Source organism: Novosphingobium sp. BF6, from assembly GCF_058273105.1.
The window spans coordinates 627,620-651,468 of the sequence record NZ_CM177775.1; the positions used below are offsets into that span (position 1 = coordinate 627,620).

General features: G+C 66.3%; 23 protein-coding genes. 16 read left to right on the top strand and 7 right to left on the bottom strand.

Annotation, left to right across the window (positions count from 1 at the left end; translation table 11 throughout):
• Positions 1-161 precede the first annotated feature (161 nt).
• Genes AC4D6D_RS03085 through pgmG form a run of 3 tightly spaced genes read left to right on the top strand, consistent with a single transcriptional unit; the run spans position 162 to position 2,680 of the window.
• A complete protein-coding gene (locus AC4D6D_RS03085; RefSeq protein ID WP_147216462.1) occupies positions 162-974 on the top strand; it encodes a division plane positioning ATPase MipZ in 813 nt (270 codons plus the stop codon).
• On the top strand, positions 971-1,261 hold the full coding sequence (locus tag AC4D6D_RS03090) for a J domain-containing protein (RefSeq protein ID WP_491326451.1): 291 nt from the start codon (positions 971-973) through the stop codon (positions 1,259-1,261). The genes AC4D6D_RS03085 and AC4D6D_RS03090 overlap by 4 nt, the downstream gene beginning before the upstream one ends.
• Before the next feature lie 9 nt (positions 1,262-1,270).
• On the top strand, positions 1,271-2,680 hold the full coding sequence (gene pgmG, locus AC4D6D_RS03095; RefSeq protein WP_491326452.1) for a phosphoglucomutase/phosphomannomutase PgmG: 1,410 nt from the start codon (positions 1,271-1,273) through the stop codon (positions 2,678-2,680).
• Here pgmG and AC4D6D_RS03100 read toward each other — a convergent pair.
• Positions 2,677-3,948 carry an MgtC/SapB family protein gene (locus AC4D6D_RS03100; RefSeq protein ID WP_491326453.1) on the bottom strand — a complete coding sequence of 424 codons (1,272 nt, stop codon included), beginning with the start codon at positions 3,946-3,948 and terminating at the stop codon, positions 2,677-2,679. The two genes, pgmG and AC4D6D_RS03100, sit on opposite strands and share 4 nt — an antisense overlap.
• Positions 3,949-4,102: 154 nt before the next feature.
• Here AC4D6D_RS03100 and AC4D6D_RS03105 point away from each other — a divergent pair, with 154 nt between their 5' ends.
• Positions 4,103-6,562 carry a ligase-associated DNA damage response DEXH box helicase gene (locus tag AC4D6D_RS03105; protein ID WP_491326454.1) on the top strand — a complete coding sequence of 820 codons (2,460 nt, stop codon included), beginning with the start codon at positions 4,103-4,105 and terminating at the stop codon, positions 6,560-6,562.
• 80 nt (positions 6,563-6,642) lie between these two features.
• Here the strand turns inward: AC4D6D_RS03105 and AC4D6D_RS03110 are convergent, their stop codons facing one another.
• The 4 genes from AC4D6D_RS03110 to AC4D6D_RS03125 form a co-directional block, all read right to left on the bottom strand.
• Entirely contained in the window at positions 6,643-7,077 is a 435-nt protein-coding gene (locus AC4D6D_RS03110; RefSeq protein ID WP_147216472.1) for an ExbD/TolR family protein, read from the bottom strand.
• Positions 7,078-7,104: 27 nt separating this feature from the next.
• Positions 7,105-7,635, bottom strand: coding sequence for an ExbD/TolR family protein (locus AC4D6D_RS03115; RefSeq protein ID WP_186829899.1), 531 nt, complete (start codon positions 7,633-7,635; stop codon positions 7,105-7,107).
• Between the two features lie 117 nt (positions 7,636-7,752).
• The gene (locus AC4D6D_RS03120; protein WP_334182975.1) at positions 7,753-8,526 is read right to left on the bottom strand and encodes a MotA/TolQ/ExbB proton channel family protein; all 774 of its coding nucleotides are present in this window, start codon (positions 8,524-8,526) and stop codon (positions 7,753-7,755) included.
• A 72-nt stretch (positions 8,527-8,598) separates the two neighbouring features.
• The gene (locus AC4D6D_RS03125; protein ID WP_491326455.1) at positions 8,599-9,270 is read right to left on the bottom strand and encodes a TonB family protein; all 672 of its coding nucleotides are present in this window, start codon (positions 9,268-9,270) and stop codon (positions 8,599-8,601) included.
• 362 nt (positions 9,271-9,632) lie between these two features.
• Here AC4D6D_RS03125 and AC4D6D_RS03130 point away from each other — a divergent pair, with 362 nt between their 5' ends.
• The gene (locus AC4D6D_RS03130) at positions 9,633-10,526 is read left to right on the top strand and encodes a hypothetical protein (protein WP_491326456.1); all 894 of its coding nucleotides are present in this window, start codon (positions 9,633-9,635) and stop codon (positions 10,524-10,526) included.
• Between the two features lie 90 nt (positions 10,527-10,616).
• Complete coding sequence (locus tag AC4D6D_RS03135) at positions 10,617-11,924, top strand: homoserine dehydrogenase (RefSeq protein WP_491326457.1); 1,308 nt, start codon at positions 10,617-10,619, stop codon at positions 11,922-11,924.
• A 35-nt stretch (positions 11,925-11,959) separates the two neighbouring features.
• Here AC4D6D_RS03135 and AC4D6D_RS03140 read toward each other — a convergent pair whose 3' ends face one another.
• Positions 11,960-12,310, bottom strand: coding sequence for a hypothetical protein (locus AC4D6D_RS03140; RefSeq protein WP_491326458.1), 351 nt, complete (start codon positions 12,308-12,310; stop codon positions 11,960-11,962).
• 201 nt (positions 12,311-12,511) lie between these two features.
• On the opposite strand from AC4D6D_RS03140, the gene glpX reads away from it, so the two are divergent.
• Both glpX and AC4D6D_RS03150 read left to right on the top strand, forming a co-directional pair.
• Positions 12,512-13,495 carry a class II fructose-bisphosphatase gene (glpX, locus tag AC4D6D_RS03145; RefSeq protein WP_491326459.1) on the top strand — a complete coding sequence of 328 codons (984 nt, stop codon included), beginning with the start codon at positions 12,512-12,514 and terminating at the stop codon, positions 13,493-13,495.
• Between the two features lie 204 nt (positions 13,496-13,699).
• Positions 13,700-14,635, top strand: a complete 936-nt coding sequence (locus AC4D6D_RS03150) for a ribose-phosphate pyrophosphokinase (protein WP_147216484.1) — start codon at positions 13,700-13,702, stop codon at positions 14,633-14,635.
• 100 nt (positions 14,636-14,735) lie between these two features.
• On the opposite strand, the gene AC4D6D_RS03155 is transcribed toward AC4D6D_RS03150, so the two are convergent.
• Complete coding sequence (locus tag AC4D6D_RS03155) at positions 14,736-15,680, bottom strand: helix-turn-helix domain-containing protein (protein ID WP_491326460.1); 945 nt, start codon at positions 15,678-15,680, stop codon at positions 14,736-14,738.
• 161 nt (positions 15,681-15,841) lie between these two features.
• Between AC4D6D_RS03155 and hisN the strand changes: the two genes are divergently transcribed.
• The 8 genes from hisN to AC4D6D_RS03195 all read left to right on the top strand — a co-directional run bounded on the left by hisN (position 15,842) and on the right by AC4D6D_RS03195 (position 23,823).
• The gene (gene hisN / locus AC4D6D_RS03160; protein WP_491326461.1) at positions 15,842-16,624 is read left to right on the top strand and encodes a histidinol-phosphatase; all 783 of its coding nucleotides are present in this window, start codon (positions 15,842-15,844) and stop codon (positions 16,622-16,624) included.
• A 202-nt stretch (positions 16,625-16,826) separates the two neighbouring features.
• Complete coding sequence (gene rpmI / locus AC4D6D_RS03165) at positions 16,827-17,030, top strand: 50S ribosomal protein L35 (protein WP_021232722.1); 204 nt, start codon at positions 16,827-16,829, stop codon at positions 17,028-17,030.
• A gap of 13 nt (positions 17,031-17,043) precedes the next feature.
• Positions 17,044-17,403, top strand: coding sequence for a 50S ribosomal protein L20 (gene rplT, locus AC4D6D_RS03170; RefSeq protein ID WP_147216491.1), 360 nt, complete (start codon positions 17,044-17,046; stop codon positions 17,401-17,403).
• Between the two features lie 269 nt (positions 17,404-17,672).
• A complete protein-coding gene (locus AC4D6D_RS03175; protein WP_491326462.1) occupies positions 17,673-18,431 on the top strand; it encodes a helix-turn-helix domain-containing protein in 759 nt (252 codons plus the stop codon).
• 80 nt (positions 18,432-18,511) lie between these two features.
• On the top strand, positions 18,512-19,609 hold the full coding sequence (gene pheS, locus AC4D6D_RS03180) for a phenylalanine--tRNA ligase subunit alpha (RefSeq protein ID WP_491326463.1): 1,098 nt from the start codon (positions 18,512-18,514) through the stop codon (positions 19,607-19,609).
• A gap of 20 nt (positions 19,610-19,629) precedes the next feature.
• On the top strand, positions 19,630-22,038 hold the full coding sequence (gene pheT, locus AC4D6D_RS03185; protein WP_491326464.1) for a phenylalanine--tRNA ligase subunit beta: 2,409 nt from the start codon (positions 19,630-19,632) through the stop codon (positions 22,036-22,038).
• Between the two features lie 36 nt (positions 22,039-22,074).
• Positions 22,075-22,965 (top strand): aldose 1-epimerase family protein, encoded by an 891-nt coding sequence (locus AC4D6D_RS03190; protein ID WP_491326465.1) that lies wholly within the window; start codon positions 22,075-22,077, stop codon positions 22,963-22,965.
• A 108-nt stretch (positions 22,966-23,073) separates the two neighbouring features.
• Entirely contained in the window at positions 23,074-23,823 is a 750-nt protein-coding gene (locus AC4D6D_RS03195; protein ID WP_491326466.1) for an SDR family NAD(P)-dependent oxidoreductase, read from the top strand.
• Positions 23,824-23,849 lie beyond the last annotated feature (26 nt).

A 23,849-nucleotide genomic window follows, 5' to 3' on the forward strand; every position in this document is an offset into this window, starting at 1 on the left:
AGCCGCACCACGCCCCAGTGAGCAATGGGGGGTGAGCAATGGGGCGAGCATGGGTTTGACCCGCTTCGTCGGTTAACGGTTTGATTTCGCTTCCCGGTCTAAAAGCCGGGGGGCAAGTATCCGGGCTTCGTCCGGGGGCAACAGGGAAAGCGAACAGGTCCGTGACAGCGCATCGCATCGTCTTCGCCAACGAAAAGGGCGGCACCGGCAAGTCCACGACGGCCGTCCACGTCGCCATCGCACTCGCCTACCAGGGCGCAAAGGTCGCCGCGATCGATCTCGATCCGCGCCAGCGCACTTTGTACCGCTATTTGGAAAACCGCGTGGAGACCGAGCGCCGCCGCGAGATCGCGCTGCCCGGCGCCCGCTTCGCGGTCTACGACGGCGAGGATATCGACGAACTGGACGAACTGGCCGAGGCGATTGCCGAGGGCTACGACTTCCTGATCTTCGATACGCCGGGCCGTGACGATGCCTTCGCCCGCCACGTCGCGGCGACCGCCGACACGCTCGTCACCCCGCTGAACGACAGCTTCATCGACTTCGACCTGATCGGTCAGGTGGAAAGCGAGACGTTCAAGGTGAAGAAGCTGTCGTTCTACGCCGAACTCATGTGGGAAACCCGCAAGAAGCGGGGCCTCAAGACCATCAACGAGGGCCGCCGCGAACTCGACTGGGTGGTGGTGCGCAACCGCGTCCAGCACGTCGAGGCGAAGAACATGCGCCGCCTTGAAGGGGCGCTGCTCGAACTCTCCAAGCGCGTGGGCTTCCGTATTTCCAACGGCCTGTCGGAACGCGTCATCTTCCGCGAGCTGTTCCCCTCGGGCCTGACCCTGCTCGACAAGGGGCACCTCGGCGAACTCGGCACCAGCCATCTCGTCGCGCGGCAGGAACTGCGCCAGCTGGTGGCCGGTCTCAACCTGCCGGTGCCGACGGGCCGCGTGGCAGACATGCAGCTCGCCGCAGACGAATGAAGCTGCTCTGGCTCATCGCGCTCGGCTGCATCGCCTGGCGACTGATAAAAGGACGCTGGCCGTGGCAGGGCAAGTCGCTGCCGGGGCCGTCTTTCGCCGATGTCCATGCCAGCGCGCAGGCGCGGGCGCTGCTGGGCGTGGGCGAGGGCGCGGATCGCCGCGAGATTCTCGACGCCCATCGCCGCGTCATCGCCGAGGTCCATCCCGACCGCGGCGGCACCAACGAGAAAGTCCACGAGGCCAATGCCGCGCGCGACCTTCTGCTCGGCAAGCTCGACGGCCGGTAAGCTTCGCAGATGAGCCATAGGTTCGATCCCACGATCCTGCGTGAATACGACATTCGCGGCGTGGTCGGCCGGGATCTCGGGCCGGAGGACGCCCATGCGCTGGGCCGCTGCTTTGCGACCGTGGTGCGCCGGGCGGGCGGCGGCAGGATCGCGGTCGGTTATGACGGGCGGCTCAGTTCGCCCGCGCTGGAAGCGGCGCTTGTCGAGGGACTGACCGCCAGCGGTGCGGATGTCGTGCGGATCGGGCTGGGGCCGACGCCGATGCTCTACTATGCCGAGGCCTCGGGCGAGGACGTGGACGTGGACGGCGCCATCCAGATTACCGGCAGCCACAATCCCGCCGATCACAACGGCTTCAAGCTGGTACTGGGCGGGCGTCCGTTCTTCGGCGAGGATATCGTGCGGCTTGGCCAGATGGCGGCGGCGGGGGACTGGGACGAGGGTGCCGGTCGGGTCGAGATCCGCGACGTGCTGGATGCTTATGTCGCGCGGATCGCCGAGGGCATCGCCGGAATCGCGCCCGAGGCGCTGTCCAGCTTGCGCATCGCTTGGGATGCCGGAAACGGCGCCTCCGGCCCGGCGCTGGAGCGGCTGACGGCGCGGCTGCCGGGCGAGCACCATCTGCTGTTCACCGAAGTCGACGGGACGTTCCCCAACCATCACCCGGACCCGACCGAGGAGAAGAACCTCACGGACCTGAAGGCGCTGATCGCGGCGGAAGGGCTCGATTTCGGGGTGGCCTTCGACGGCGACGCCGACCGCATCGGCGTCGTCGATGGTCTTGGGCGGGTGATCTGGGGGGACCAATTGCTCGGCATCTTCGCGGAGGACCTGCTGGCCCGCATGCCGGGGGCCACGGTGATCGCGGACGTCAAAGCCTCCGGGGCGCTGTTCGATACCATCCTGCGGCACGGCGGCCGGCCGCTCATGTGGAAGAGCGGCCATTCGCACATGAAGGCGAAGATGCGGGAGACCGGCGCGCCGCTCGCGGGCGAGACGAGCGCGCATCTCTTCTTCGCGGACGATTTCTACGGCTTCGACGACGGGCTCTACGCGGCGATACGGCTGATGGCGGCGACGGTGCGGCTCGGGCGTTCGGTTACGGAGCTGCGCGGGGCGATGCCGGACATGCTCAACACCCCGGAACTGCGCTTTCAGGTGGCGGAGAGCCGCAAGTTCGCCGCGATCGACGAAGTGCGCGGGCGGCTGGCGGAAACCGGGGCGGATTTCTTCGATATCGACGGGGTTCGCGTCACCACGCCCGACGGCTGGTGGCTGCTGCGGGCTTCCAACACGCAGGACGTGCTGGTCGCGCGGGCGGAAAGCGATACGGCGGAAGGGCTGGAGCGCCTGATCGCCGATATCGATGCGCAACTGGCGGCATCAGGCCTGCGACGCGGCCCGCAGGCAGGGCACTAGCGCAGCGCCAGCCAGGCGAGGCCTACCGCGAGCGCGCTGGCGACCAGCGGAACCGCCGCCGCCCGACCCTTTGCCCACCCCGCGACACTCACCACCACGCCCGCCTTGAACAGCGTGTTGAGCGCCACCGGCACCGCCAGCACCAATCCGGCGGTGCGCGGATCGAGCGTCTGTCCGGTCAGTCCGCCCATGGTGATGATGGCGGAATCGACATCCACCGTGCCGGAGATCGCCAGAACCAGCGCCAGCCCGCGATCCCCGAAATTTTGCAGCACCCAGAGCGAGGCCACCGTCAGCACCATGACGAGACCCGCCAGCATCAGCGCGGGGGCTATGTCGAAGGGGTTGCGGATGGTCATCTCGTGGCTGGTGTCGCTCCCTTCGGCAAAGCGGGTGCGGTGCAGATACCAGGCGGCGAAGACGAGGCTGACGGTCAGCCCCGGCGCGACCAGCATCGCCAGCGTCGGCAGGGCGGCGGGGGCGAGCAGGCCCGCCAGCACCATCACGCGCAAGAACATGACCACCGAGGACACCGAAACCGCCGAGGCCAGCACCGGCACCGGGATCGCGGCCTCCTTCATGCGGTTGGCGATCGAGGCGGTGACGGCGGTGGAGGACACCAGCGCCCCCGCCGCCGCCGTGGCGATGATTCCGCGCGCCGCCCCGACGATTCGCGTGGCGAAGTAACCGGCGAAGGAAAAGCCCGAGACCAGCACCACGATCAGCCAGAGCTTGCGCGGGTTCCAGGCATCGTAGGGGCCGAAGTCCCGGTTCGGCAGCAGCGGCAGGATCACCAGCGCGATCAGCGCGAAGCGGGCGATGGAGAGCACTTCGCGCTGGCTGAGGCGGTCGATCCAGCCGTGAAGCTGCTCGCGCATGGCCAGCAGCAGGACCATGACCACCGCGACCGCCGTGCCGATCAGCCGCTCGCCGAGGCCTACCAGCAAGCCGCTGGCCAGCGTGAGCAGGGCCACCACGCCGGAAGTGCCGCTGACGGTCTCGGGCAGCCGGGCATCGCGCCAGTAGCCGGCGATCACCAGCACCCCGGAAGCCGCGAGCAGCACGGTCGCGGGGCCGGGGGCCAAACCGTAGAGAATGCCCGCAAGGCCGCCGCTCAGGCCCAGAAGAGCGAAAGTGCGGATACCGGCGAAGCGCGAACCGTCCGCCTTCTCGCGCGCCGCCCAGCCGCGCTGGAGACCGACAAGCAGGCCCAGCGTGAGGCTGACCGCGAGGGCGATGAGATGCTTCAGGTCGAGATCGCTCGGCATCGTCGCTTTCGTCCCCAAAAAGCACCGGGGCGAGCATCCGCGAAGCCGTGAAGCGAGGCAAGGGAAATGCCGCAACCTCCCGGCCCGTTCGGGCTTTCCTGATCTGCGCCAAGATGCTTCAAGCAAACGGGATGACCGTGCCGAGATCGAGATCATGACAGCCGGGGCCGTGGTTCCGCCCGAACTGGACGCCTGGTTCTCAGGGCGGGGCTGGCGCGTGCGGCAGCACCAGAGCGCCATGTTGGCCGCTTCCGACCGGGGGAACCATGCCTTGCTGGTGGCCGATACCGGGGCGGGCAAGACGCTGGCGGGGTTCCTGCCGACGCTCGCCGCCTTCTGCCCCTCGCGGCTGGCGGAGGCGCCGGTGCAGGAAGGGCTGCACACGCTCTACGTCTCGCCGCTCAAGGCGCTGGCGCACGATGTCCAGCGCAATCTCCTTACCCCGGTGGAGGAGATCGGCCTGCCGATCCGCATCGAGACCCGCAGCGGCGATACCCCCTCGGACCGCAAGGCCCGCCAGCGTGCCCGCCCGCCGCATGTCCTGCTGACGACACCGGAATCGCTCTCGCTGCTGCTGAGCTATCCCGAGGCACCGACGCTGTTCGCCGGGCTGAAGCGCGTGGTCATCGACGAGATCCATGCCTTCGCTACCGGTAAACGCGGCGATCTGCTGGCGCTGGCGCTGTCGCGGTTGCAGGCCCTGTCGCCCGATCTCCAGCGCGCAGGGCTTTCGGCGACGCTGGCGGACCCCGATGCCTTTCGCGGATGGCTGGCGCCCTGGGGCGAGATTGACAGGGTGGAACTGGTGGAAGGGGAGGCAGGCGCCGAGCCGGAAGTCTCGATCCTCCTCCCGCAGGAAGAGCGCATTCCCTGGAGCGGTCACGCCGCGACCTGGGCGATCCCGCAGCTGGTTGAGCAGATCAAGGCCCACCGCACCACGCTGATCTTTACCAACACACGCTTTCTGGCGGAATATATTTTCCAGGAACTCTGGAACGCCAACGAGGACAACCTGCCGATCGGCATCCACCACGGCTCGCTCTCGAAAGAGGCGCGGCGCAAGGTGGAAGGGGCCATGGCGGAAGGGCGCCTGCGGGCGCTGGTCTGCACCGCCAGCCTCGACCTCGGGGTGGACTGGGGCGATATCGATCTGGTTGTGCAGATGGGGGCGCCGAAGGGATCCTCGCGCCTGCTCCAGCGGATCGGCCGCGCCAATCACCGGCTCGACCAACCGAGCAAGGCCCTGCTGGTGCCCGGCAACCGCTTCGAATTCCTCGAGGCCTTCGCTGCCCAGCAGGCAGTCCATGACGGCCAGCGCGATGGCGAGCCGTTCCGTCCCGGTGGGCTGGATGTCCTCGCCCAGCATGTCATGGCCGTGGCCTGCGCCGGTCCCTTCCGCGAGGAGGCGCTGCTGTCCGAAGCGCGGTCCTCGCTCGCCTATGCCTGGGTGGACGAGGGGATTTTCGCCCGCGTCCTCGATTTCGTTGCGACCGGCGGTTACGCGCTGCGCTCCTACGACCGTTTCCGCCGCATCGTCCGCGAGAAGGACGGAACCTGGCGGCTCACCCATCCCGAACATGCGGCGCGGCATCGGCTCAATGCCGGGATCATCGTCGATGCCGAAATGCTCGACGTGCGCTTTCGCAACGGGCGCTCGCTGGGCAAGGTGGAGGAGGGCTTCGGCGCCAGCCTGAAGCCGGGCGATACCTTCCGCTTTGCGGGCCTGGACCTCGAAGTCGAGGCGCTGCGCGAACTGGAACTGGTGGTGCGGGCGGCCCGGCGCTCGGCGACGATCCCCAGCTACTCGGGCCAGCGCATGCCGATCTCGACCCATCTGGCCGACCGGGTGCGGGCGATGCTGTTCGACCGCGCGGGATGGGCGCGCTTCCCCGATGACGTGCGCGAATGGCTGGAAGTGCAGGACTGGCGCTCGCACCTGCCCGCGCCGGGGCGGCTGCTGGTGGAGAGCTTCCCGCATCACGGTCGGGCCTATACGACCTATTACACCTTCGAAGGGTGGCCCGCGAACCAGTCGCTGGGGATGCTGGTCACGCGGCGGATGGAGGATCGGGGGCTGGGACCGCTCGGTTTCGTGGCGACCGACTATGCTCTGGTGGTCTGGGGTCTGAAGCCGGTGGAAGACCCCGCCGCGCTGCTCTCGCCCGATATCCTGACCCATGAGTTCGTCGACTGGGTCCAGCAGTCTTACCTGCTGCGCCGCGCGTTCCGCGAGGTGGCAGTGATTTCCGGTCTCGTCGAGCGGCAGCAACCGGGAAAACGCAAGTCCGGACGGCAGGTCACGTTCTCCACCGACCTCATCTACGATGTGCTGCGCAAATACGAGCCCGATCACCTGCTGATCGAGGCCGCCTGGGCCGATGCCCGCGCGCGGATGACCGACGTGGCGCGCGTGGCCGATGTGCTCGACCGGGCGGCGAAGGAAGTGGATCACATCCGGCTCGAGCGGATCAGTCCGCTCTCGGTTCCGGCGATCTCGATGATCGGCCGGGAATCGCTGCCTTCGGGTTCGGCGGACGAGGACCTGCTGGTCGAGGCGGAGAGCCTGGCATCCATGGCGATGCGGGTCGATCCGGTGGAAACCGAAGGCGACTGACAGCTGAAAGCGCGCAACAAAAAAGGGGCGGATCGCTCCGCCCCTTCGTTGGTCCTTGAGAGACCGGTTCCGCTTCCGGCTTACTTGCCGAAGTCGCGGAACTGTTCGTTGCCGACGAAGCCGAACTTCGTGACGTCCGCAGCCTTGATGATCTGCAGCACGCCGGCCGACAGTTCATAGCTGGCCTGCGCTTCCGGCTGGTACTGCAGCTCGGGTTCGGTCGGGTAGGTGAGCGACTGCTTGAGCAGGTTCGCCAGACCCGGACCGTCCACTTGCGTGCCGTTCCAGAGGATCTTGTCGTCCGCGGTGAGCACGACCTTGTTACGGATCGGGTCAACCGGCGGGGGAGTGTCCGTCGGAGGGGTTGCAACCGGAAGATCGATATCGATCGAGTGGGTCGCAACCGGGATGGTAATGATGAACATGATGAGGAGAACGAGCATGACGTCGATCAACGGCGTCGTGTTCATTTCCATCATCGGCTCGCCATTTTCCTTGCCGCCTGACATTGCCATGGAAAGTTACTCCTGTTCCTGCCGACGTCAGGTCGGGTCGACCGGGTTGGTGATGAAACCAACCGTCGGGTAACCCGAGATCTGGACGTTGTAGATCGCACCGGCAACGCAGCGCCACGGGGCGTTGACGTCACCGCGGATGTGGACCTGCGGCACGAGATCGGGGTTGGCCTGAAGGGCTTCCGGACCGCCTTCGCGCTTCACGATGTTGTCGAGACGCTTGAAGGCCTGGTCGCGCAGTTCCTGCGAGGTCACCGGCGTGATGTTGTTGAAGTAGACGCGGCATTCGCCGTTGCGCGAAGCGCCAGCGTAACCGGGTTCACCCGCTGATTTTCCTGCATCGTCGGTGGTCGAGACGGTGAGGAGAAGGTTTTCCACCTTGTCCTTCGATTCGACGGCTTCGATGACGGGGATCTTCAGCTTTTCGATCGTCTGGATCGCAACCGGAACCGCGATCAGGAAGATGATCAGAAGCACCAGCATGACGTCGACGAGCGGCGTCGTGTTGATGTCGGACATCGGTGTCTCGGCACCGCCTCCGCCCGAGGATATCGCCATAGTCTTATCCTAATCCTTGCGTTGCCCTGGGCAGGCGGCGGACGCGCATGCTACGCACCGCCGCCTGGTTCCCTGGACGCGCCCTTGGCCGCAGAGCGACCGGCGCGTCCGAACTGCTTACGGCTTGGCCGGAGCAGCAGCCGGCTTGGCGGGAGCGGCAGCGGGCTTGGCGGGGGCAGCAGCGACGATCGGCTTCACGGCGCCCTTCGAGTTGATGTTCGCGAGAACGTCAGCCGAGAAGCCGGTCAGGTTTTCGGCGATGCGCTTGTTGCGGCTCTGGAGGTAGTTGTAGGCCAGAACGGCGGGAACGGCGACGATCAGGCCGAGTGCGGTCATGATCAGCGATTCACCGACGGGACCGGCAACCTTGTCGATCGAGGCCGAACCGGCGATGCCGATGGCGATCAGGGCGCGGTAGATGCCGACCACGGTACCGAACAGACCGATGAACGGTGCGGTCGCGCCGACGGTGGCGAGGAACGGCAGGCCCGAAGCGAGGCGGGCGTTGATCGAGGCTTCCGAGCGGGCAAGCGAAGCGTGCATCCAGTCGTGGGCTTCGAGCGAGTCGGTCATCTTGGCGTGCTGGTCTTCGGCGGCGATGCCGTCGTCGACGAGCTGGCGCCATGCGCTGTTCTTCTCGAGCTTGGCGGCGCCTTCACGAAGGGTCGGGGCCTTCCAGAACGTGGTGCGGACAACGTTGTACTGGCGCATGATCTTCGACTGTTCGAACCACTTGGTGAACAGGATGTAGAACGAACCGAACGACATCACGCCCATGATGATCACGGTCGCGTACGAGATGAAGCCACCGGCTTCGAGCGCTTCCATGAAGCCGAACTTGTTCTGCGGCGCAGCTTCACCTGCGGCGGCAAGGATATCAACGATAAGCATGCGATTTACCTCTCAAGAAGAATGCAGGGACTGGGTCGGACCAGGGTGTGTGCGGTCCGTGCAGTCTTGAAGTTAGTTGAGCTTGTAGACGATCGCCGTCGACGTGCTGCCCGCGATCGGATTGCCGGCATCGTCAAGCGCGGGGTTGTAGCGCGCATAACGGGTCATGCCGTCGCAAGCCGCCGCATCGAGATCGGGGCTACCGCTCGAAGACGTGACGGAGCAGCTGGTCACCTTGCCGTCCGGTCCGATTCCGACGCGTACGCCGACGCGGCCTTCACGCTCTTCACGAGCAGCCTTGGTCGGGTAGTTGCTTTGAATGCGGGCGGCCCAACCGGCCTGACCCTTCGGCGAAACGCCGCGAGCCTTGGACGGTCCGGGAGGCGCTGCCGGCGGTGCCGGCGGTGCCGGGGGGGCTGCGGTCGTTATCACCACCGGCGGGGCCGGCGGAGGCGTGATAACCGTCTGCACCGGCGGCGGTGCCGGGGCGATGTTGATCGGCGGCGGCGGCGCGACGATCGGAGGCGGCGGGGTGTTTTCCTGCGGCTCCGGCGGCGGCGGCGGCTCTTCCTCCTTCGGTTTCTCTTCCTTGATGTCGACTGTGGTCACCTTCTTGATGACCTGTTGCGCAGCCTGGTAGGCCAGGCCCGTGACGAGCGCATAGCCTACAAAGACGTGGATCAGCGCAACAATGACAAGCGCGGTAATCTTGTTACCGCTCATTTGCTGGTCAGCGTAAGCCATTCAAACGCATCACTCCATTACCAAGCCCCGGACAGGGCCGAAGCCGGACAAGTCCAAGGGCGTCCATGGTCCTCCCCGGAAAGGCGAGGGCCATGACGAAACTCCAAATTACCCACCCTGACGGCTGACAGTCAGCCCATCCGTAAATTTTCGACGGGAGGCGAACCGTGGGGCTTTTTTGTTTTTTGGCCCCAATTTGCGAGTTTCCTTAACCCGACAGTTGCATGTGTGCAACGCCTTATCGGCAGGTCAACCGTTAACGGTCAATTCACCGCGGATAAGTTCCAATCCCAAAAGGGGGATTTTGTGGCCGGCCCCCAAAGCCGCTATAGGCTGGCCTTTTTCCACGGAGACTGTCCCCCATGTCATTCAAGCTGCACCGACTTGTCGCGAATCTGGCGGGCGTTGCGCTGGCCGTGCAGGCATTTCCGGCGCTCGCTCAAGGCGTAAGCGGTGGTAGCGCTATCGGAGTCGGCTCCGGAACCGATTCGGGTCCGACCTTTGCCGATATTGCCGATCTTTCCGAATCGGCCGGCCTCGTGGTCAAGGCTCAGATCCGCAAAATGGTGCGGGTGGAGGATGCGCGTGCGCCGGGCCTCGGACAGGGAATGGCCCGTTTCTATATTACCGCGCAGACCCAGGCGCTGATCGCCGGGAAGGCGCCGATTGGCGAATCGTTCGTCTACCTGGTGGACCTGCCGCTCGATGCCAAGGGCAAGGCGCCCAAGCTCAAGAAGCAGGATGTTCTGCTGTTCGCTCGTGCCGTTCCCGGTCGTCCGGGCGAGCTTCAACTGGTGACGCCGACCGCCCAGCAGCTCTGGAGCGAGCAGGCCGAGGGCCGGGTGCGCGGCATCCTCAAGTCGCTGCTTTCCGGCAATGCCCCGGTCAAGATCACCGGCGTGCGCGAACTCATGTTCGTGCCGGGGAATCTGGCCGGGCAGGGCGAGACGCAGATATTCCTCAATACCAGAGACGGTTCCGCCGCCTCGATTACCGTGCATCACGAGCCGGGTGCGGCCCCCGCCTGGGGTGTCTCGTTCTCGGAACTCGTCGCGGATATCGGCAATCCGCCGCAGCCCGAGACGGTCGAGTGGTATCGCCTCGCCTGCTTCCTGCCCAACACGCCGCCGCAGGGCACCAATGTCGCCGAGGGGATCGAGGAACGCCGTCAGGCCGCCGCCGATTACCGCATGGTTCTGGGCGAGCTTGGCGAATGCCGCCGCACGCTCGGGCAGGGCGGCAGGACCGCCAGTTGAGACTTCGCTGAAGTTTCGGGCAGGGGCGGCGCGAAGGTACTGGAATTTCACCGTGGGCTCCCCTAGGGCCCGAACCCGAAAGGGTAGTCCATGGTTGAACCGCTGAATATTGCGCTGGCCGGTCTCGGCACCGTCGGAACGGGCGTCGTCCGTCTCATCGAGACCAATGCCGAACTCATTGCCCGCCGCGCGCGTCGGCCGATCCGCATTGCCGCGGTCAGCGCGCGCGACCGCACCAAGGATCGCGGTGTCGACCTCTCGCGCTACGAATGGGAGGATGATCCCGCCGCGCTTGCCGCCCGCAGCGACGTGGACGTGGTGGTGGAGATGGTCGGCGGATCGGACGGCCCGGCGCTGGCGCTCGCACGCGGTGCGATCGGACAGGGCAAGGGCCTGGTTACCGCTAACAAGGCGATGATCGCGCATCATGGTCTGGAACTGGCTGCGGCCGCCGAGAAGGCGGGCGTGGCGCTCAAGTTCGAGGCCGCCGTCGCCGGCGGCATCCCGGTCATCAAGGGGCTGAGCGAAGGCGCCGCCGCCAATGCCATCGAGCGGGTCTACGGCATCCTCAACGGCACCTGCAACTACATCCTCTCGACCATGGAAGACACCGGGCGGGACTTCGGCGACGTGCTCGCCGAGGCGCAGCGCCTGGGCTATGCCGAGGCGGACCCGACCTTCGACGTCGAGGGTATCGACGCCGGGCACAAGCTCTCGATCCTGGCGGCGATCGCCTTCGGTTCGCGGCTGCGCTTCGACGCGGTGGAGACCACCGGCATCTCGCGGGTCAAGGCCGCCGACATCGAGCAGGCCCGCTCGCTCGGCTATGTCATCCGCCTGCTGGGCATGAGCGAGATCGACCGCGCCGACGGTACGGCCCGTCTGTTCCAGCGCGTCCATCCGCATCTCGTGCCGTTCGACCACCCGCTCGCCCATGTCGACGGCGCCACCAATGCCGTCGTCGCCGAGGGCAATTTCATGGGCCGGCTGCTGTTCCAGGGCGCGGGCGCGGGGGACGGGCCGACCGCCAGCGCGGTCGTGGCCGACATCATCGACATCGCGCGCGGAGAGAAGGGCGCCGCCTTCTCTATGCCGGAGCAGGAACTGGAAGCGATGGAGCCGGCCGATTCCGGCCATCGTCGCGGTCGCAGCTATATCCGCTTCACCGTGCCGGACCGTCCGGGCGTGCTGGCCGACATCACCGCCGCCATGCGCGATGCGGGCGTGTCGATCGCCAGCATGATCCAGAAGGGCGAGGACGCGAAGACCGGCGAAGTGATCCTGGCCATCGTCACCCATGATGGGCCGGAGTCGGCGGTGACCGAAGCGCTGCGGATCCTCGACGGGTCGGACAGCCTCGCGGCCCAGCCGCTGGTGATGCAGATCATCGAAGGGTGAGGGAAGAACGGGCGCGGTGACGCGCCCGTTTCTCCTCAGTGGGCGCGCATCTCGCCCTTGGCGATCTTGTCGGCATCGGAACCGGCGGGCGCTTCCGGAATGGATTTCAGATCGATCAGGTAGGGCTTTTCCACTTTGCCGAAAGTGGCGGTCGCCTTGCCCTTGAAGATGCCGTTTCCGGCGACGTCGGGCGGTGTCAGCCTGCCGTCGTTCAGAGCCTGATCCGACAGCGGGTCTTCCTGCGAAGTGGACTGCACGCGGTACTTGTCCTGGTCCGGCGCGCAGACGACGATCTCGCCCGGCCGCGCCTCGCGGGTTTCGCGCAGGCACTTCTGGCGCGCCGGTTCGGCGGTGACCCGGCCGGTTCCCATCATGCGCTGGGCCATGGCCCGGTCCTCTTCGGAAACCGAGCTGCCTGCTGCGGCGGCAGTCGCGGATTTGGAAGCCTCTCCAGAGGCTTGAGCAATCGCCGGAGCGGGCGCAAATAAGGCGATTGCAAACAGTATGCGCCGTCTTCTCGACAATTGAAAATCCTCTGTCTAAGCCGCTCCCAGAACCTTTCCTCCTCGGATTAATCCGGAGTGAACATGCCTGAAAACAAGACGCCTGCAAGTAAAGTTCTCGACCGTGTGCTCGTCCTCGAAATGGTCCGCGTTACCGAGGCGGCAGCCATCGCCGCCTCGCGCCTGGTGGGGCGCGGCGACGAGAAGGCGGCAGACCATGCCGCAGTCGAAGCAATGCGCAAGGCCTTTGATACGCTTTACATGGACGGCACCGTCGTGATCGGCGAAGGCGAGCGGGACGAGGCGCCGATGCTGTTCATCGGCGAGAAGGTCGGCGGCGCACAGGGCACCGGCCCGAAGATCGATATCGCGCTCGATCCGCTGGAAGGCACGACGATCACGGCCAAGGCCGGACCCAATGCGCTGGCGGTGCTCGCCGCCGCCGAGGAGGGGGGGCTGCTTCACGCGCCCGACGTCTACATGGAAAAGCTGGCCGTGGGGCCGGGCTATCCCGAAGGCGTGATCGATCTCAACAAGACCCCGACCGAGAATGTCGCGGCGGTGGCGGCGGCCAAGGGCGTGAAGCCGGACGAGATCATCGTCTGTGTGCTCGACCGTCCGCGCCATGCCGACCTTATCGAGGAACTGCGCGAGATCGGCTGCGGCATCCACCTGATTCCCGACGGTGACGTGGCGGGGGTGATCGCGGTGACCGACGAGGAAACCACGATCGATATCTACATGGGCTCGGGCGGAGCGCCGGAAGGCGTGCTGGCGGCGGCGGCGCTGCGCTGCGTCGGCGGGCAGATCCAGGGCCGCCTGCTGTTCCGCAACGAGGACGAGCGCAGCCGTGCCCGCAAGTGGGGGATCAAGGACCTCGACAAGATCTACACCCTGAAGGACCTCGCCAAGGGCGACTGCATCTTTGCCGCCACCGGGGTGACGGACGGTTCGCTGCTTTCGGGCGTGAAGCGCCTCAAGGGCGGCAAGATGACCACCGAGAGCGTCGTCATGCGCGCCAGTTCCGGCACCGTGCGCTGGATCAAGGGCGAGCACCGGGATCGGTGATTTTCGAGCGTGTCCCGCTCAGGGACTCGCTTTTGCATTCAAATGTTTGATGGATCGAAGGGCCGGTTCCGGACTTTCCGGGGCCGGCCTTTTCGCGAGGACGGTCAAGTGACCGGCGACGCTTTCTGTTGCAATCCGATGACTCATGGCTAGAGGCGTGCGCGTCCAGCCACCCATCATCACAAGCCGTCTCGGGGATTCGCAATGAAGATCATGTCCGGCAACAGCAACCTTCCGCTCGCACGCGCGATCGCGGGATATCTTGAGCTGCCGCTCACCGACGCGGCCGTGCGCCGTTTCGCCGACGAGGAGATCTTCGTCGAAATCCACGAGAACGTGCGCGGCGAGGACGTCTTCGTGGTCCAGCCCACCAGCTACCCCGTCAACGACAACCTGATGGAACTGCTGATCGGCATCGACGCGCTGCGCCGTGCCTCGGCCAAGCGCATCACCGCCGTCATCCCTTACTTCGGCTACGCCCGCCAGGACCGCAAGCCCGGCCCGCGCACGCCGATCTCGGCCAAGCTCGTCGCCAACCTGCTGACCGAAGCCGGCGCCGACCGCGTTCTCTCGGTCGATCTCCACGCCGGGCAGATCCAGGGCTTCTTCGACATTCCGACCGACAACCTCTTCGCTGCGCCAGTCATGGCGGCCGACATCCAGGCCCGCTACGGCGACCAGTCGCTGATGGTGGTCTCGCCCGACGTCGGCGGCGTGGTGCGCGCCCGCGCGCTGGCCAAGCGCCTCGACAACGCGCCGCTGGCGATCGTCGACAAGCGCCGCGACAAGCCCGGCCAGTCGGAAGTCATGAACATCATCGGCGACGTGAAGGGCCGCGCCTGCATCCTGATCGACGACATCATCGATTCGGGCGGCACGCTCTGCAACGCCGCGCAGGCGCTGATGGACGAGGGCGCGATCAGCGTCACCGCCTACATCACCCACGGCGTGCTTTCCGGCGCGGCGGTTTCGCGCGTCACCAATTCGGCGCTCAAGGAACTGGTCATCACCGACTCGATCCAGGCGACCGAAGCGGCGCAGCAGTCGGACAAGATCCGCATCCTGACGATCGCTCCGCTGATCGGCGAGGCGATCCGCCGCATTGCCGACGAAAGCTCGGTTTCGAGCCTGTTCGACTGATGCCGTTGCCCCGGATTCGCGTCCGGGGTCATTCGATGAAACAAAGGCGCGTCCTCGCAGGAGGGCGCGCCTTTGTTTCATGTGGAACTTTTTTTGGGCCTCACTCCCAGGGGCGGGGTTGACCCGGCTCCAGCCGGTGCAGCGCCTCCAGCCTGCGGGCCTGCCGCGATTCGAGCGTCAGGGTGAGCAGCGGCTGCGGCCGCAGCACGAACTGGCGCGGCGACATGCCGAACAGCTCGGTGAATTCGTGGATGAGATGGCTTTCGTCGTAGTAGCGCAGCGCCAGCACGTCCGCCTCTTCGGCATCGGCGACGCCGCGCAGGTAGCTGGCCATGTCGAGCGCGCGGGCGCGGCGCAGGACCTGCTTGGGCGCCATGCCGAAATCGCGGCTGATGACGCGCTCCAGCTTGCGCCGCTCCACCCCGCACTCCGCCGCCGCTTCCGCCACCGAAAGGGTGGGCGCGCGGTAGCAGATATCCTCGAACCGGGCGGTCACGGGATCGGGGGCGGCGCAGTCGAGGTCGGCCACCCGGCTTCGGAGCAGAGCCTCCAGCGTGAGAAGCCAGTCTTCCGGTGCGGCATCGGGCTCGAAGAGCGCCAGCATCCGCTGCGAAGGCAAGCCGAGGACGTCCGTGCTGACGATGCGATCGAGATAGTCGCCCACGCGCGGTCCCTTCAGAGCGGTGCAGGCGCCCGGCCGGAGCGCGAAGCCCAGGCTGATGAAGCTGCCGGTCACGCGCACGGGCATGTGGCGGGACTGGGGGCCGAAGAACAGCGCCGCATTGCCCGCCTCCTGCGGCCCGGTTGCGGTCTCGGCGTTCCACAGTCCGGCAAGCTGGATCCGCAGGCAGGCCGTGTCGTTGAACAGGCCGCATTCCAGCGCATAGTCCACCGGGGCCAGGACCTTGGTGACGTAGAGCCGCGATATCCACGGCGCCAAGTCGGCGGCGGGCGCGCGGTTGTAGCTCAGGGGTTGGCCGTCCCTGCTGATTCCCTGTGCCGGCGCGATCATCCTGTCGATCGCCGGGCGTATCCTGTGGTGCATGACCCGTTGCCCCTGAAGATGCCCCGCCATCGGGATAAGTCTCGCCGCCTCCGGCTGCAACAGGGGAAAAATCCATATGGGCTGCGTCCGTGGTTTGCGCGGATCGATTTCGGCGGCATCGGTCTTGACCACGCGGCGCCCCGCCGGGCAGAGCAGCGTGCATGAGACTGGACACAGACATCGCCCTCGCCCTTCGCCTCGCCGACGCCGCGGGAGAGGCGATCCGCCCGCACTTCCGCTCCGGCGTCGGCGTGGAGCGCAAGGGCGATGCCTCGCCGGTGACGGTGGCCGACCGTGCCGCCGAGGAAGCCATCCGCCGCATCCTCAAGGCCGAAGTCCCGCGCGACGGCATCATCGGCGAGGAATTCGGCAGCGAGGAAGGCAGTTCGAACCGCACCTGGGTGCTCGATCCGATCGACGGTACCGTCTCGTTCATTGCCGGTCGCCCGATCTTCGGCACCCTGATCGCTCTGCTGGTGGACGGCTGGCCGGTGCTAGGGATCATCGACCAGCCGATCCTGGGCGAACGCTGGGTGGGCGCGAGCGGCTTCGCCACGACCTTCAACGGCAAGGAAGTGCGCACGCGCGCTTGCCGCGAACTGTCGGACGCCATGCTGGCGACGACCGGCCCCCACTACTTCGACGACCACCAGGGCGAGCATTTCATGGCGCTGGCCGCCAAGACCGACCACAAGCGCATGGTCATGGGCGGCGACTGCTACAACTACGGGCTGCTCGCTAGCGGCCACCTCGACGTGGTCTGCGAGGCGGGTCTCAAGCTGTACGACTGGGCGGCGCTCGTCCCCATCGTCGAAGGCGCGGGCGGGACGATGTGCGACTGGAACGGCGACCCGCTCCACGCCCAGTCGGACGGCCATATCCTCGCGCTCGGCGATCCGGCGCGGCTGGAGGACGTGGTGGAAGCGCTGGACTGCCACCACTGATCGGGCGCGGATGGGAGGCTTGAGAGGGCTGTGCGCAGGAAAGCGGCAATCGCCGCAGACTCTCCTTGCGCTGCGGTCGTTCTCCCACTAAAGGCGCGCCCTTCAATCGACGCGGTTGAGTCTCCGTCAGGAGATTCGCGGGTCGGCCTGGCGAAAAGGGCTGCCATGGCTGACCGGACGTGTCCCTGTGAAAGGAAACGAAATGCCCAAGCTGAAGACCAAGAGCGGTGTGAAGAAGCGCTTCAAGCTCACCGCCACCGGCAAGGTGAAGCACGGCGTCGCCGGCAAGCGTCACCGCCTCATGAGCCACAACGGCAAGTACATCCGCCAGAATCGCGGCACCGAAGTCATTTCCGACGCCGATGCCAAGACGATCAAGAAGTGGGCGCCCTACGGGCTCAACTGAGGAGTACTGACCTATGAGCCGTATCAAGAGGGGCGTAACCACCCGCGCCAAGCACAAGCGTATTCTGGACCAGGCCAAGGGTTACCGCGGCCGTCGCAAGAACACGATCCGCGTTGCCCGTCAGGCCGTCGAAAAGGCCGGCCAGTACGCCTATCGCGACCGCAAGATCAAGAAGCGGACCTTCCGTGCGCTCTGGATCCAGCGTATCAACGCAGCCGTCCGCGCCGAAGGCCTGACCTACTCGCAGTTCATGCACGGCGTTAAGCTCGCCGGCATCGAGCTCGATCGCAAGTCGATGGCCGACCTCGCCATGAACGAGGGTGCGGTGTTCGCAGCCGTGATCGCTCAGGCGAAGGCTGCCATCCCGGCCTGAACTGCGTAAGTGCCGGTGCCGAGGCGCCGGACTTCGCGGATCAAGCGAGAAGATTCGGGACGCGGGTGCCAGTCACCCGCGTCCCGTTTTCTTTTGAACCGTCCGAAATATTGCGCTCCATACCCAGTCTGTATACCAAAGACGCGGGGGGATGCCCCGGTGCGAAGATCAGACAGGGAATGACAGCTAGGCGGGTCGTCATACAATATTGTCCCGTACCTGCGGGGCTCGACCGGTACGTTTCGGTCCTTTTCTACTGCGAAATCGATATGGGCGAGGGGGAGCGTCTTCACGACGTGCTCTCTCCCGATTGGGCGACGTTCCGGTTTCATTACGGCGCGGGCGTCGAAGGCGTGATGCGCAACGGATCGTCGATCAACGGATGCCGGTTCTCGGTTGCCGGTCCGCGTTCGCAGGAAGTCCGCTTTTCCCTTGGCGGGACCCGCCAATGGGGCTTTCGCCTGACCCCGCTCGGCTGGGCGGCGCTGGTCGGCGTTCCGGCGGATCGCTATGCCGACGTGCTGGCCGACGGCGACGAGGACGAGGCTTTCGCCGCATTCCGGCCGCTCTACGATGTGATCGGGCAGGGAGAATCCCCCGGCGAGCAACTCGATCTGTTCACCGCCTTCCTTGAAGCGATGCCGCGCCGCCCGGTTGCGCACGAAGCGTTGATCCTGGCGATCTGCGATGCCCTTGCCGATCCCGAAGTGCGCTCCGCCACCGATCTGGCCACCCATGCCAAGGCCCATTCGCGCACGGTCGAGCGGGTCTGCCGCGCCGCCTTCGGATTTTCGCCGAAGCTGCTGCTGCGCCGCCAGCGCTTCCTGCGCAGCATCGACCAGTTCACGCTGGAACCGGCGCGCAAGTGGATCGGCGCGATCGACGCGGCCTATCACGACCAGGCCCAGTTCGTGCGCGATTTCCGTGCCTTCATGGGCATGACCCCGCGCCAGTATGCCCAGCTCGACAAGCCCCTGACCGGCCCGCTCCTGCGCGAGCGGGCGCGTCACGCCCGGCTCAAGAGGTGATGCTCGTCACCGTTGCGATTTGGCCGCCGTCCCCTTAAGGACCGCGCTTCCAGATATCAGCAACAGTCAGGCAGACACCAGTGGACTACGCAGCAACCGGCCAGGAGGCGCTCTCGCGGATTGCGGAAGCATCCGATCTCGAAACGCTGGAGGCCCTGCGTGTCGAGTTTCTGGGCAAGCAGGGATCGATCTCCGGCCTGCTCAAGACGCTGGGCAAGCTCGATCCCGAAGAACGCAAGGTCGAAGGCCCGAAGATCCATGCCTTGCGTGAAAGCGTGAGCGACGCGCTCGCCGCCCGCAAGGACGTGCTGGAGACGGCGGCGCTGAACGCCCGCCTCGCCTCGGAGACCATCGACCTCTCGCTGCCCGCGCCCGAAGCGCCGCGCGGCACCGTCCACCCGATCTCGCAAGTGATGGACGAGATTGCCGAAATCTTCGCCGACCTCGGCTTCTCGGTCGCCACCGGGCCGGAGATCGAGGACGATTGGCACAACTTCACCGCGCTCAACATGCCGGAAAGCCACCCGGCGCGTGCGATGCACGACACCTTCTATTTCCCGGACCGCGACGCCCAGAACCGCGAGATGCTGCTGCGCACGCACACTTCGCCGGTGCAGATGCGCACGATGCTCGCGCAGGGCGCCCCGCTGCGCATCATCGCGCCGGGCCGCGTCTATCGTTCGGACAGCGACGCCACCCACACGCCGATGTTCCACCAGGTCGAAGGTCTGGTGATCGACAAGGACGTCCACCTCGGCCACCTCAAGTGGACGCTGGAGACGTTCCTGAAGGCGTTCTTCGAGCGTGAGGACATCGTCCTGCGCCTGCGCCCCAGCTACTTCCCCTTCACCGAACCTTCGGTGGAAGCGGATATCGGCTTCACCCTGATCGACGGCAAGCGCGTGATCGGCGGCGACCCGTCGAAGGGTGAGGGCGGCTGGATGGAAGTGCTCGGCTCGGGCATGGTCAACCGCCGCGTCATCGAATTCGCCGGGCTCGATCCTGATGAATGGCAGGGCTTCGCGTTCGGCATCGGCATCGATCGCCTGGCCATGCTGAAGTACGGCATGGACGACCTGCGCGCCTTCTTCGACGGCGATGTGCGCTGGCTCTCCCACTACGGTTTCTCCGCCCTCGACGTGCCGACCCTTTCGGGCGGCGTTGGCACTCCGGCCTGAGCGCGGGAAGGATCTAGAAAATGAAGTTCTCGCTTTCCTGGCTCAAGCAGTACCTTGAGACCCATGCCTCGCTTGAGGAAATCGCGCTGAAGCTCAACGCCATCGGCCTTGAGGTCGAAGGCATCGAGGATCCCGCCGCCAAGCTGGCCGGTTTCCGCGTGGCCAAGGTGCTGACCGCTGACAAGCATCCGCAGGCGGACAAGCTGCAGGTCCTCACCGTCGATACCGGTGAGGGCGTGCTGCAGGTCGTTTGCGGCGCACCGAATGCGCGTGCGGGCCTTGTCGGCGTGCTCGGCCTTGCCGGTGCGACCGTGCCTGCCAACGGCATGGTGCTGAAGGTCGCTGCCGTGCGCGGCGTCGAATCGAACGGCATGATGTGCTCCACGCGGGAGCTGGAGCTGGGCGAAGACCACGAGGGCATCATCGAACTGCCCGAGGACGCGCCGGTCGGCACGCCTTTCGCGGACTACCACGGCGCCGATCCGGTGATCGAGGTGGCGATCACCCCCAACCGTCCGGACTGCATGGGCGTCTACGGCATCGCCCGCGATCTGGCCGCCGCCGGTCTCGGCACACTGAAGCCGATCGAGGCGCTGGATATCGCCGGCAGCTTCCCCTGCCCGGTGGACGTGCGCACCGACGATGCCGAGGGTTGCCCGGCGTTCTACGGCCGCGTGATCAAGGGCGTGAAGAACGGCCCCTCGCCGCAGTGGTTGCAGGATCGCCTGAAGGCCGCCGGTCAGCGTCCGATTTCGGCGCTGGTCGATGCCACCAACTACCTGATGTTGGCCTATGGCCGTCCGGCCCACGCCTATGACCTTGCCAAACTGAACGGCGCCGTCGTCGCGCGCCGTGCCAAGGATGGCGAGACGGTCGTCGCGCTGAACGAGAAGACCTATACGCTCGATGCCGAGATGACCGTGATCGCCGACGATTCGGGCGTGCACGACATTGCCGGCATCATGGGCGGCGAACATTCGGGCTGCGGTGACGAGACCACCGACGTCCTGCTCGAAATCGCCTACTTCGATCCCGAGCGCATCGCCAGGACCGGCCGCAAGCTCAACCTCACCTCGGACGCGCGCAGCCGCTTCGAGCGCGGGATCGATCCGAATTTCCTCGATACCGGCCTCGACCACCTGACCCAGCTTATTCAGACGCTGTGCGGCGGTGAAGCTTCGCAGCCGGTGCGCAGCGGTGCGGCTCCGGCCACGCCGAAGATCGTCCACTTCGATCCGGCGCTGACCGAGAAGCTGGGCGGCGTTCGCATCGAAGAAGCCGAGCAGCAGCGCATTCTGGAAAGCCTCGGCTTCTCGGTCATTGCCGAGCAGGCGAACTTCGACAAGTCGTGGGCGGTCACCGTTCCCGGCTGGCGCCCCGACGTGGATGGCGCTCCCGACATCGTTGAGGAAGTCGTCCGCATCCACGGCCTCGACAAGGTGACGAGCGTTGCCCTGCCGCGGGTTGACGGCGTCGCCCGTCCGACCGCGACGCCCACGCAGGCGCTGGAACGCCGCGTTCGCCGCGCGGCTGCCGCGCGCGGTCTGCACGAGGCGGTTACCTGGTCGTTCCTGCCCGCCGCCGAGGCCGATGCCTTTGCAGACGGCAACGACTTGTGGTCGCTCGCCAACCCGATCAGCGAGGACATGAAGGTCATGCGGCCGTCGCTGCTGCCGGGCCTGCTGATGGCGGCCAAGCGCAACCTCGATCGCGGTGCCTCGTCGCTGCGCCTGTTCGAACTCGGCCGTCGCTATCTGCGCGGCGAGGGCGGTGCGAGCGACGAGCGTCTGGCGCTCGGCTTCGTGCTGGCGGGCGAGAAGGTCTCGCGCGGCTGGGCGACTGGCAAGGCGACGGTGTTTGACGCCTACGACGCCAAGGCCGAAGGCACGGCACTGCTGGCGGAAGCCGGTGCTCCGGTCGAGAAGCTGCAAGTGATGGGTGAGGCTGGCTCGCAGTTCCATCCCGGCCAGTCGGCCACGCTGCGCCTTGGGCCCAAGAATGTGCTGGCGCGCTTCGGCATGCTGCACCCCACGGTCGCCAGGCAGTTCGACATCGAAGGCCCGGTGGCGATCGCCGAGATCTATCTTGACGCCATCCCCGGCAAGAAGGGCGCCGCCACCTTCGCCCGTACTCGCTACGCGCCCCCAGTGCTTCAGGCGGTGACGCGCGACTTCGCGTTCCTCGTGCCGGTCGAGCAGGCCGCGGGCGATCTCGTCCGCATGGTCGCGGGCGCGGACAAGGCGAACATCGTCTCGGCCCGTCTGTTTGACGACTTCCGTGGTCAGGGCGTGCCCGAAGGCCAGAAGTCGCTGGCGCTCGAAGTTACGCTCCAGCCGCTCGAAAAGAGCTACAAGGAGGAAGACCTCAAGGCGATCAGTGCCAAGGTGACTGCCGCCGCCGCCAAGCTCGGGGCCGTGCTGCGGACCTGAGCCGACTGCCTGAAGGAAAAAAAGGGAAGATCGCCGGTGACTGATAGGGAATTCGTGACCATCTCCTCCGGCGATCTGACCGCCCGGATCGCGCCGTTCGGGGCCGAACTCTGGTCGCTGACCGACCGGGCGGGCCGCGAATACATGACCGATGCCGATCCCGCGTTCTGGACCGGCCATGCGCCGATCCTGTTCCCGATCGTCGGCGCGCTGAGCGGGGGGCGCTATCGGCTCGATGGCCATGAATACGAACTACCCAAGCACGGCTTCGCCCGTCATTCGTTGTTCGAGGTGGTTGAAACCGCACCCAATCGCGCCACCTTCCGCCTTCGCGACAGCGCGGAAACCCGCAAGGTCTATCCTTTCGCTTTCGCGCTTGAGCTGGAGTTCCGCCTCGAAGGCACGAGCCTGCATGCCACCGCGAAGGTCACGAACGCCGGAGACGGGGCGATGCCCTTCAGCTTCGGCTACCACCCGGCCTTCGCCTGGCCGCTACCGGGCGGCGCTGCCAAGGCCGATCACACGATCGCTTTCGAGCAGCCCGAGCCCCAGCCGATCCGCCGCATCGACATGGCAACCGGCCTTGTCCAGCCCGAACCTGTCGCCACCCCGGTGGAGGGGCATCTGCTCCGCCCCGAGGCCACGCAGTTCGAGACCGACGCGCTGATCTGGGACCGGCTCTCCAGCCGCTCGCTCACGTTCGGAGCGCCCGGCGGCGCGCAGCTCGTCGTTGCCTTCCCGGACATGCCGATGCTGGGCATCTGGCAGAAGCCGGGCGCGAACTATCTCTGCATCGAACCCTGGCAGGGCATGGCCGATCCGCTCGGCTATTCCGGCGACTTCCGCGCCAAGCCCGGCGTGCTTTCGCTCGAACCCGGCACCAGCCGGAGCTTCCGCATGGACGTCAGCGTCCTCACCGCCGACTAAAGCAGTCGTCCGATTGCATCGGATCGCCTGCTTTAGGTTTTTCGTTTGTCGCGTTTTCCGAGTCATCAGGTGTTCCACCTGATTAGAAAACGCTTGTAGGAGAACTCCATGAAGACCGCACTCGTGACCGGCGCCACTGCCGGAATCGGCGAAGCCTGTGCCCGCGCTTTCGTGGCGGCGGGCTGGCGCGTGATCGGCACCGGCCGCCGCGCCGAGCGTCTCGAAGCCCTGAAAGCTGAACTCGGCGCCGACAGGTTCCACGCCGCCGTCTTCGACGTGCGCGACGAAGCCGCGCGTGACGCGGCCTTTGCGGCGCTCCCGGCCGAGTTCGCCGCAATCGACTGTCTGGTGAACAACGCGGGCCTCGCGCTCGGCACCGAACCGGCCCAGAGCGCCTCGCTCGACAGCTGGAAGACGATGATCGACACCAACGTCACCGCGCTGGTCTCGCTCACCCACAAGCTGCTGCCCGCGCTGGTCGAGCGCAAGGGCGCGATCGTCAACTTGTCCTCGGTGGCGGCGACTTATCCTTACACCGGCGGCAACGTCTACGGCGGCACCAAGGCCTTCGTGCACCAGTTCTCGCTCGGCCTGCGCTCAGACCTTGCGGGAACGGGCGTGCGCGTGACCTCGATCGAGCCGGGCATGGTCGAGACCGAATTCACCCTCGTGCGCACCGGCGGCAATCAGCAGGCCTCGGACAATCTTTATGGCGGCGCCAATCCGATGACCGCCGAGGACATTGCCGGGACCGTGCTCTGGGTGGCGACCCTGCCGCCGCACCTCAACATCAACACGCTGGAACTGATGCCGGTGAGCCAGTCCTTCGCGGGCTTCCAGGTCGCGCGCGAGGGCTGATGGGTATGACGGGGGAGCGGCGTGCC

What these genes read in the sequence shown, in the direction of transcription:
- AC4D6D_RS03195 (WP_491326466.1), top strand. Translation starts at nt 23,074, where the DNA reads ATGAAGACCGCACTCGTGACCGGCGCCACTGCCGGAATCGGCGAAGCC.
- hisN (WP_491326461.1), top strand. Translation starts at nt 15,842, where the DNA reads ATGAGACTGGACACAGACATCGCCCTCGCCCTTCGCCTCGCCGACGCC.
- AC4D6D_RS03135 (WP_491326457.1), top strand. Translation starts at nt 10,617, where the DNA reads ATGGTTGAACCGCTGAATATTGCGCTGGCCGGTCTCGGCACCGTCGGA.
- AC4D6D_RS03120 (WP_334182975.1), bottom strand. Translation starts at nt 8,526, where the DNA reads ATGCTTATCGTTGATATCCTTGCCGCCGCAGGTGAAGCTGCGCCGCAG.
- AC4D6D_RS03130 (WP_491326456.1), top strand. Translation starts at nt 9,633, where the DNA reads ATGTCATTCAAGCTGCACCGACTTGTCGCGAATCTGGCGGGCGTTGCG.
- AC4D6D_RS03125 (WP_491326455.1), bottom strand. Translation starts at nt 9,270, where the DNA reads ATGGCTTACGCTGACCAGCAAATGAGCGGTAACAAGATTACCGCGCTT.
- pheT (WP_491326464.1), top strand. Translation starts at nt 19,630, where the DNA reads ATGAAGTTCTCGCTTTCCTGGCTCAAGCAGTACCTTGAGACCCATGCC.
- AC4D6D_RS03110 (WP_147216472.1), bottom strand. Translation starts at nt 7,077, where the DNA reads ATGGCAATGTCAGGCGGCAAGGAAAATGGCGAGCCGATGATGGAAATG.
- AC4D6D_RS03115 (WP_186829899.1), bottom strand. Translation starts at nt 7,635, where the DNA reads ATGGCGATATCCTCGGGCGGAGGCGGTGCCGAGACACCGATGTCCGAC.
- AC4D6D_RS03140 (WP_491326458.1), bottom strand. Translation starts at nt 12,310, where the DNA reads ATGGCCCAGCGCATGATGGGAACCGGCCGGGTCACCGCCGAACCGGCG.
- rplT (WP_147216491.1), top strand. Translation starts at nt 17,044, where the DNA reads ATGAGCCGTATCAAGAGGGGCGTAACCACCCGCGCCAAGCACAAGCGT.
- pgmG (WP_491326452.1), top strand. Translation starts at nt 1,271, where the DNA reads ATGAGCCATAGGTTCGATCCCACGATCCTGCGTGAATACGACATTCGC.
- glpX (WP_491326459.1), top strand. Translation starts at nt 12,512, where the DNA reads ATGCCTGAAAACAAGACGCCTGCAAGTAAAGTTCTCGACCGTGTGCTC.
- AC4D6D_RS03090 (WP_491326451.1), top strand. Translation starts at nt 971, where the DNA reads ATGAAGCTGCTCTGGCTCATCGCGCTCGGCTGCATCGCCTGGCGACTG.
- AC4D6D_RS03155 (WP_491326460.1), bottom strand. Translation starts at nt 15,680, where the DNA reads ATGCACCACAGGATACGCCCGGCGATCGACAGGATGATCGCGCCGGCA.
- AC4D6D_RS03150 (WP_147216484.1), top strand. Translation starts at nt 13,700, where the DNA reads ATGAAGATCATGTCCGGCAACAGCAACCTTCCGCTCGCACGCGCGATC.
- AC4D6D_RS03105 (WP_491326454.1), top strand. Translation starts at nt 4,103, where the DNA reads ATGACAGCCGGGGCCGTGGTTCCGCCCGAACTGGACGCCTGGTTCTCA.
- AC4D6D_RS03175 (WP_491326462.1), top strand. Translation starts at nt 17,673, where the DNA reads ATGGGCGAGGGGGAGCGTCTTCACGACGTGCTCTCTCCCGATTGGGCG.
- rpmI (WP_021232722.1), top strand. Translation starts at nt 16,827, where the DNA reads ATGCCCAAGCTGAAGACCAAGAGCGGTGTGAAGAAGCGCTTCAAGCTC.
- AC4D6D_RS03100 (WP_491326453.1), bottom strand. Translation starts at nt 3,948, where the DNA reads ATGCCGAGCGATCTCGACCTGAAGCATCTCATCGCCCTCGCGGTCAGC.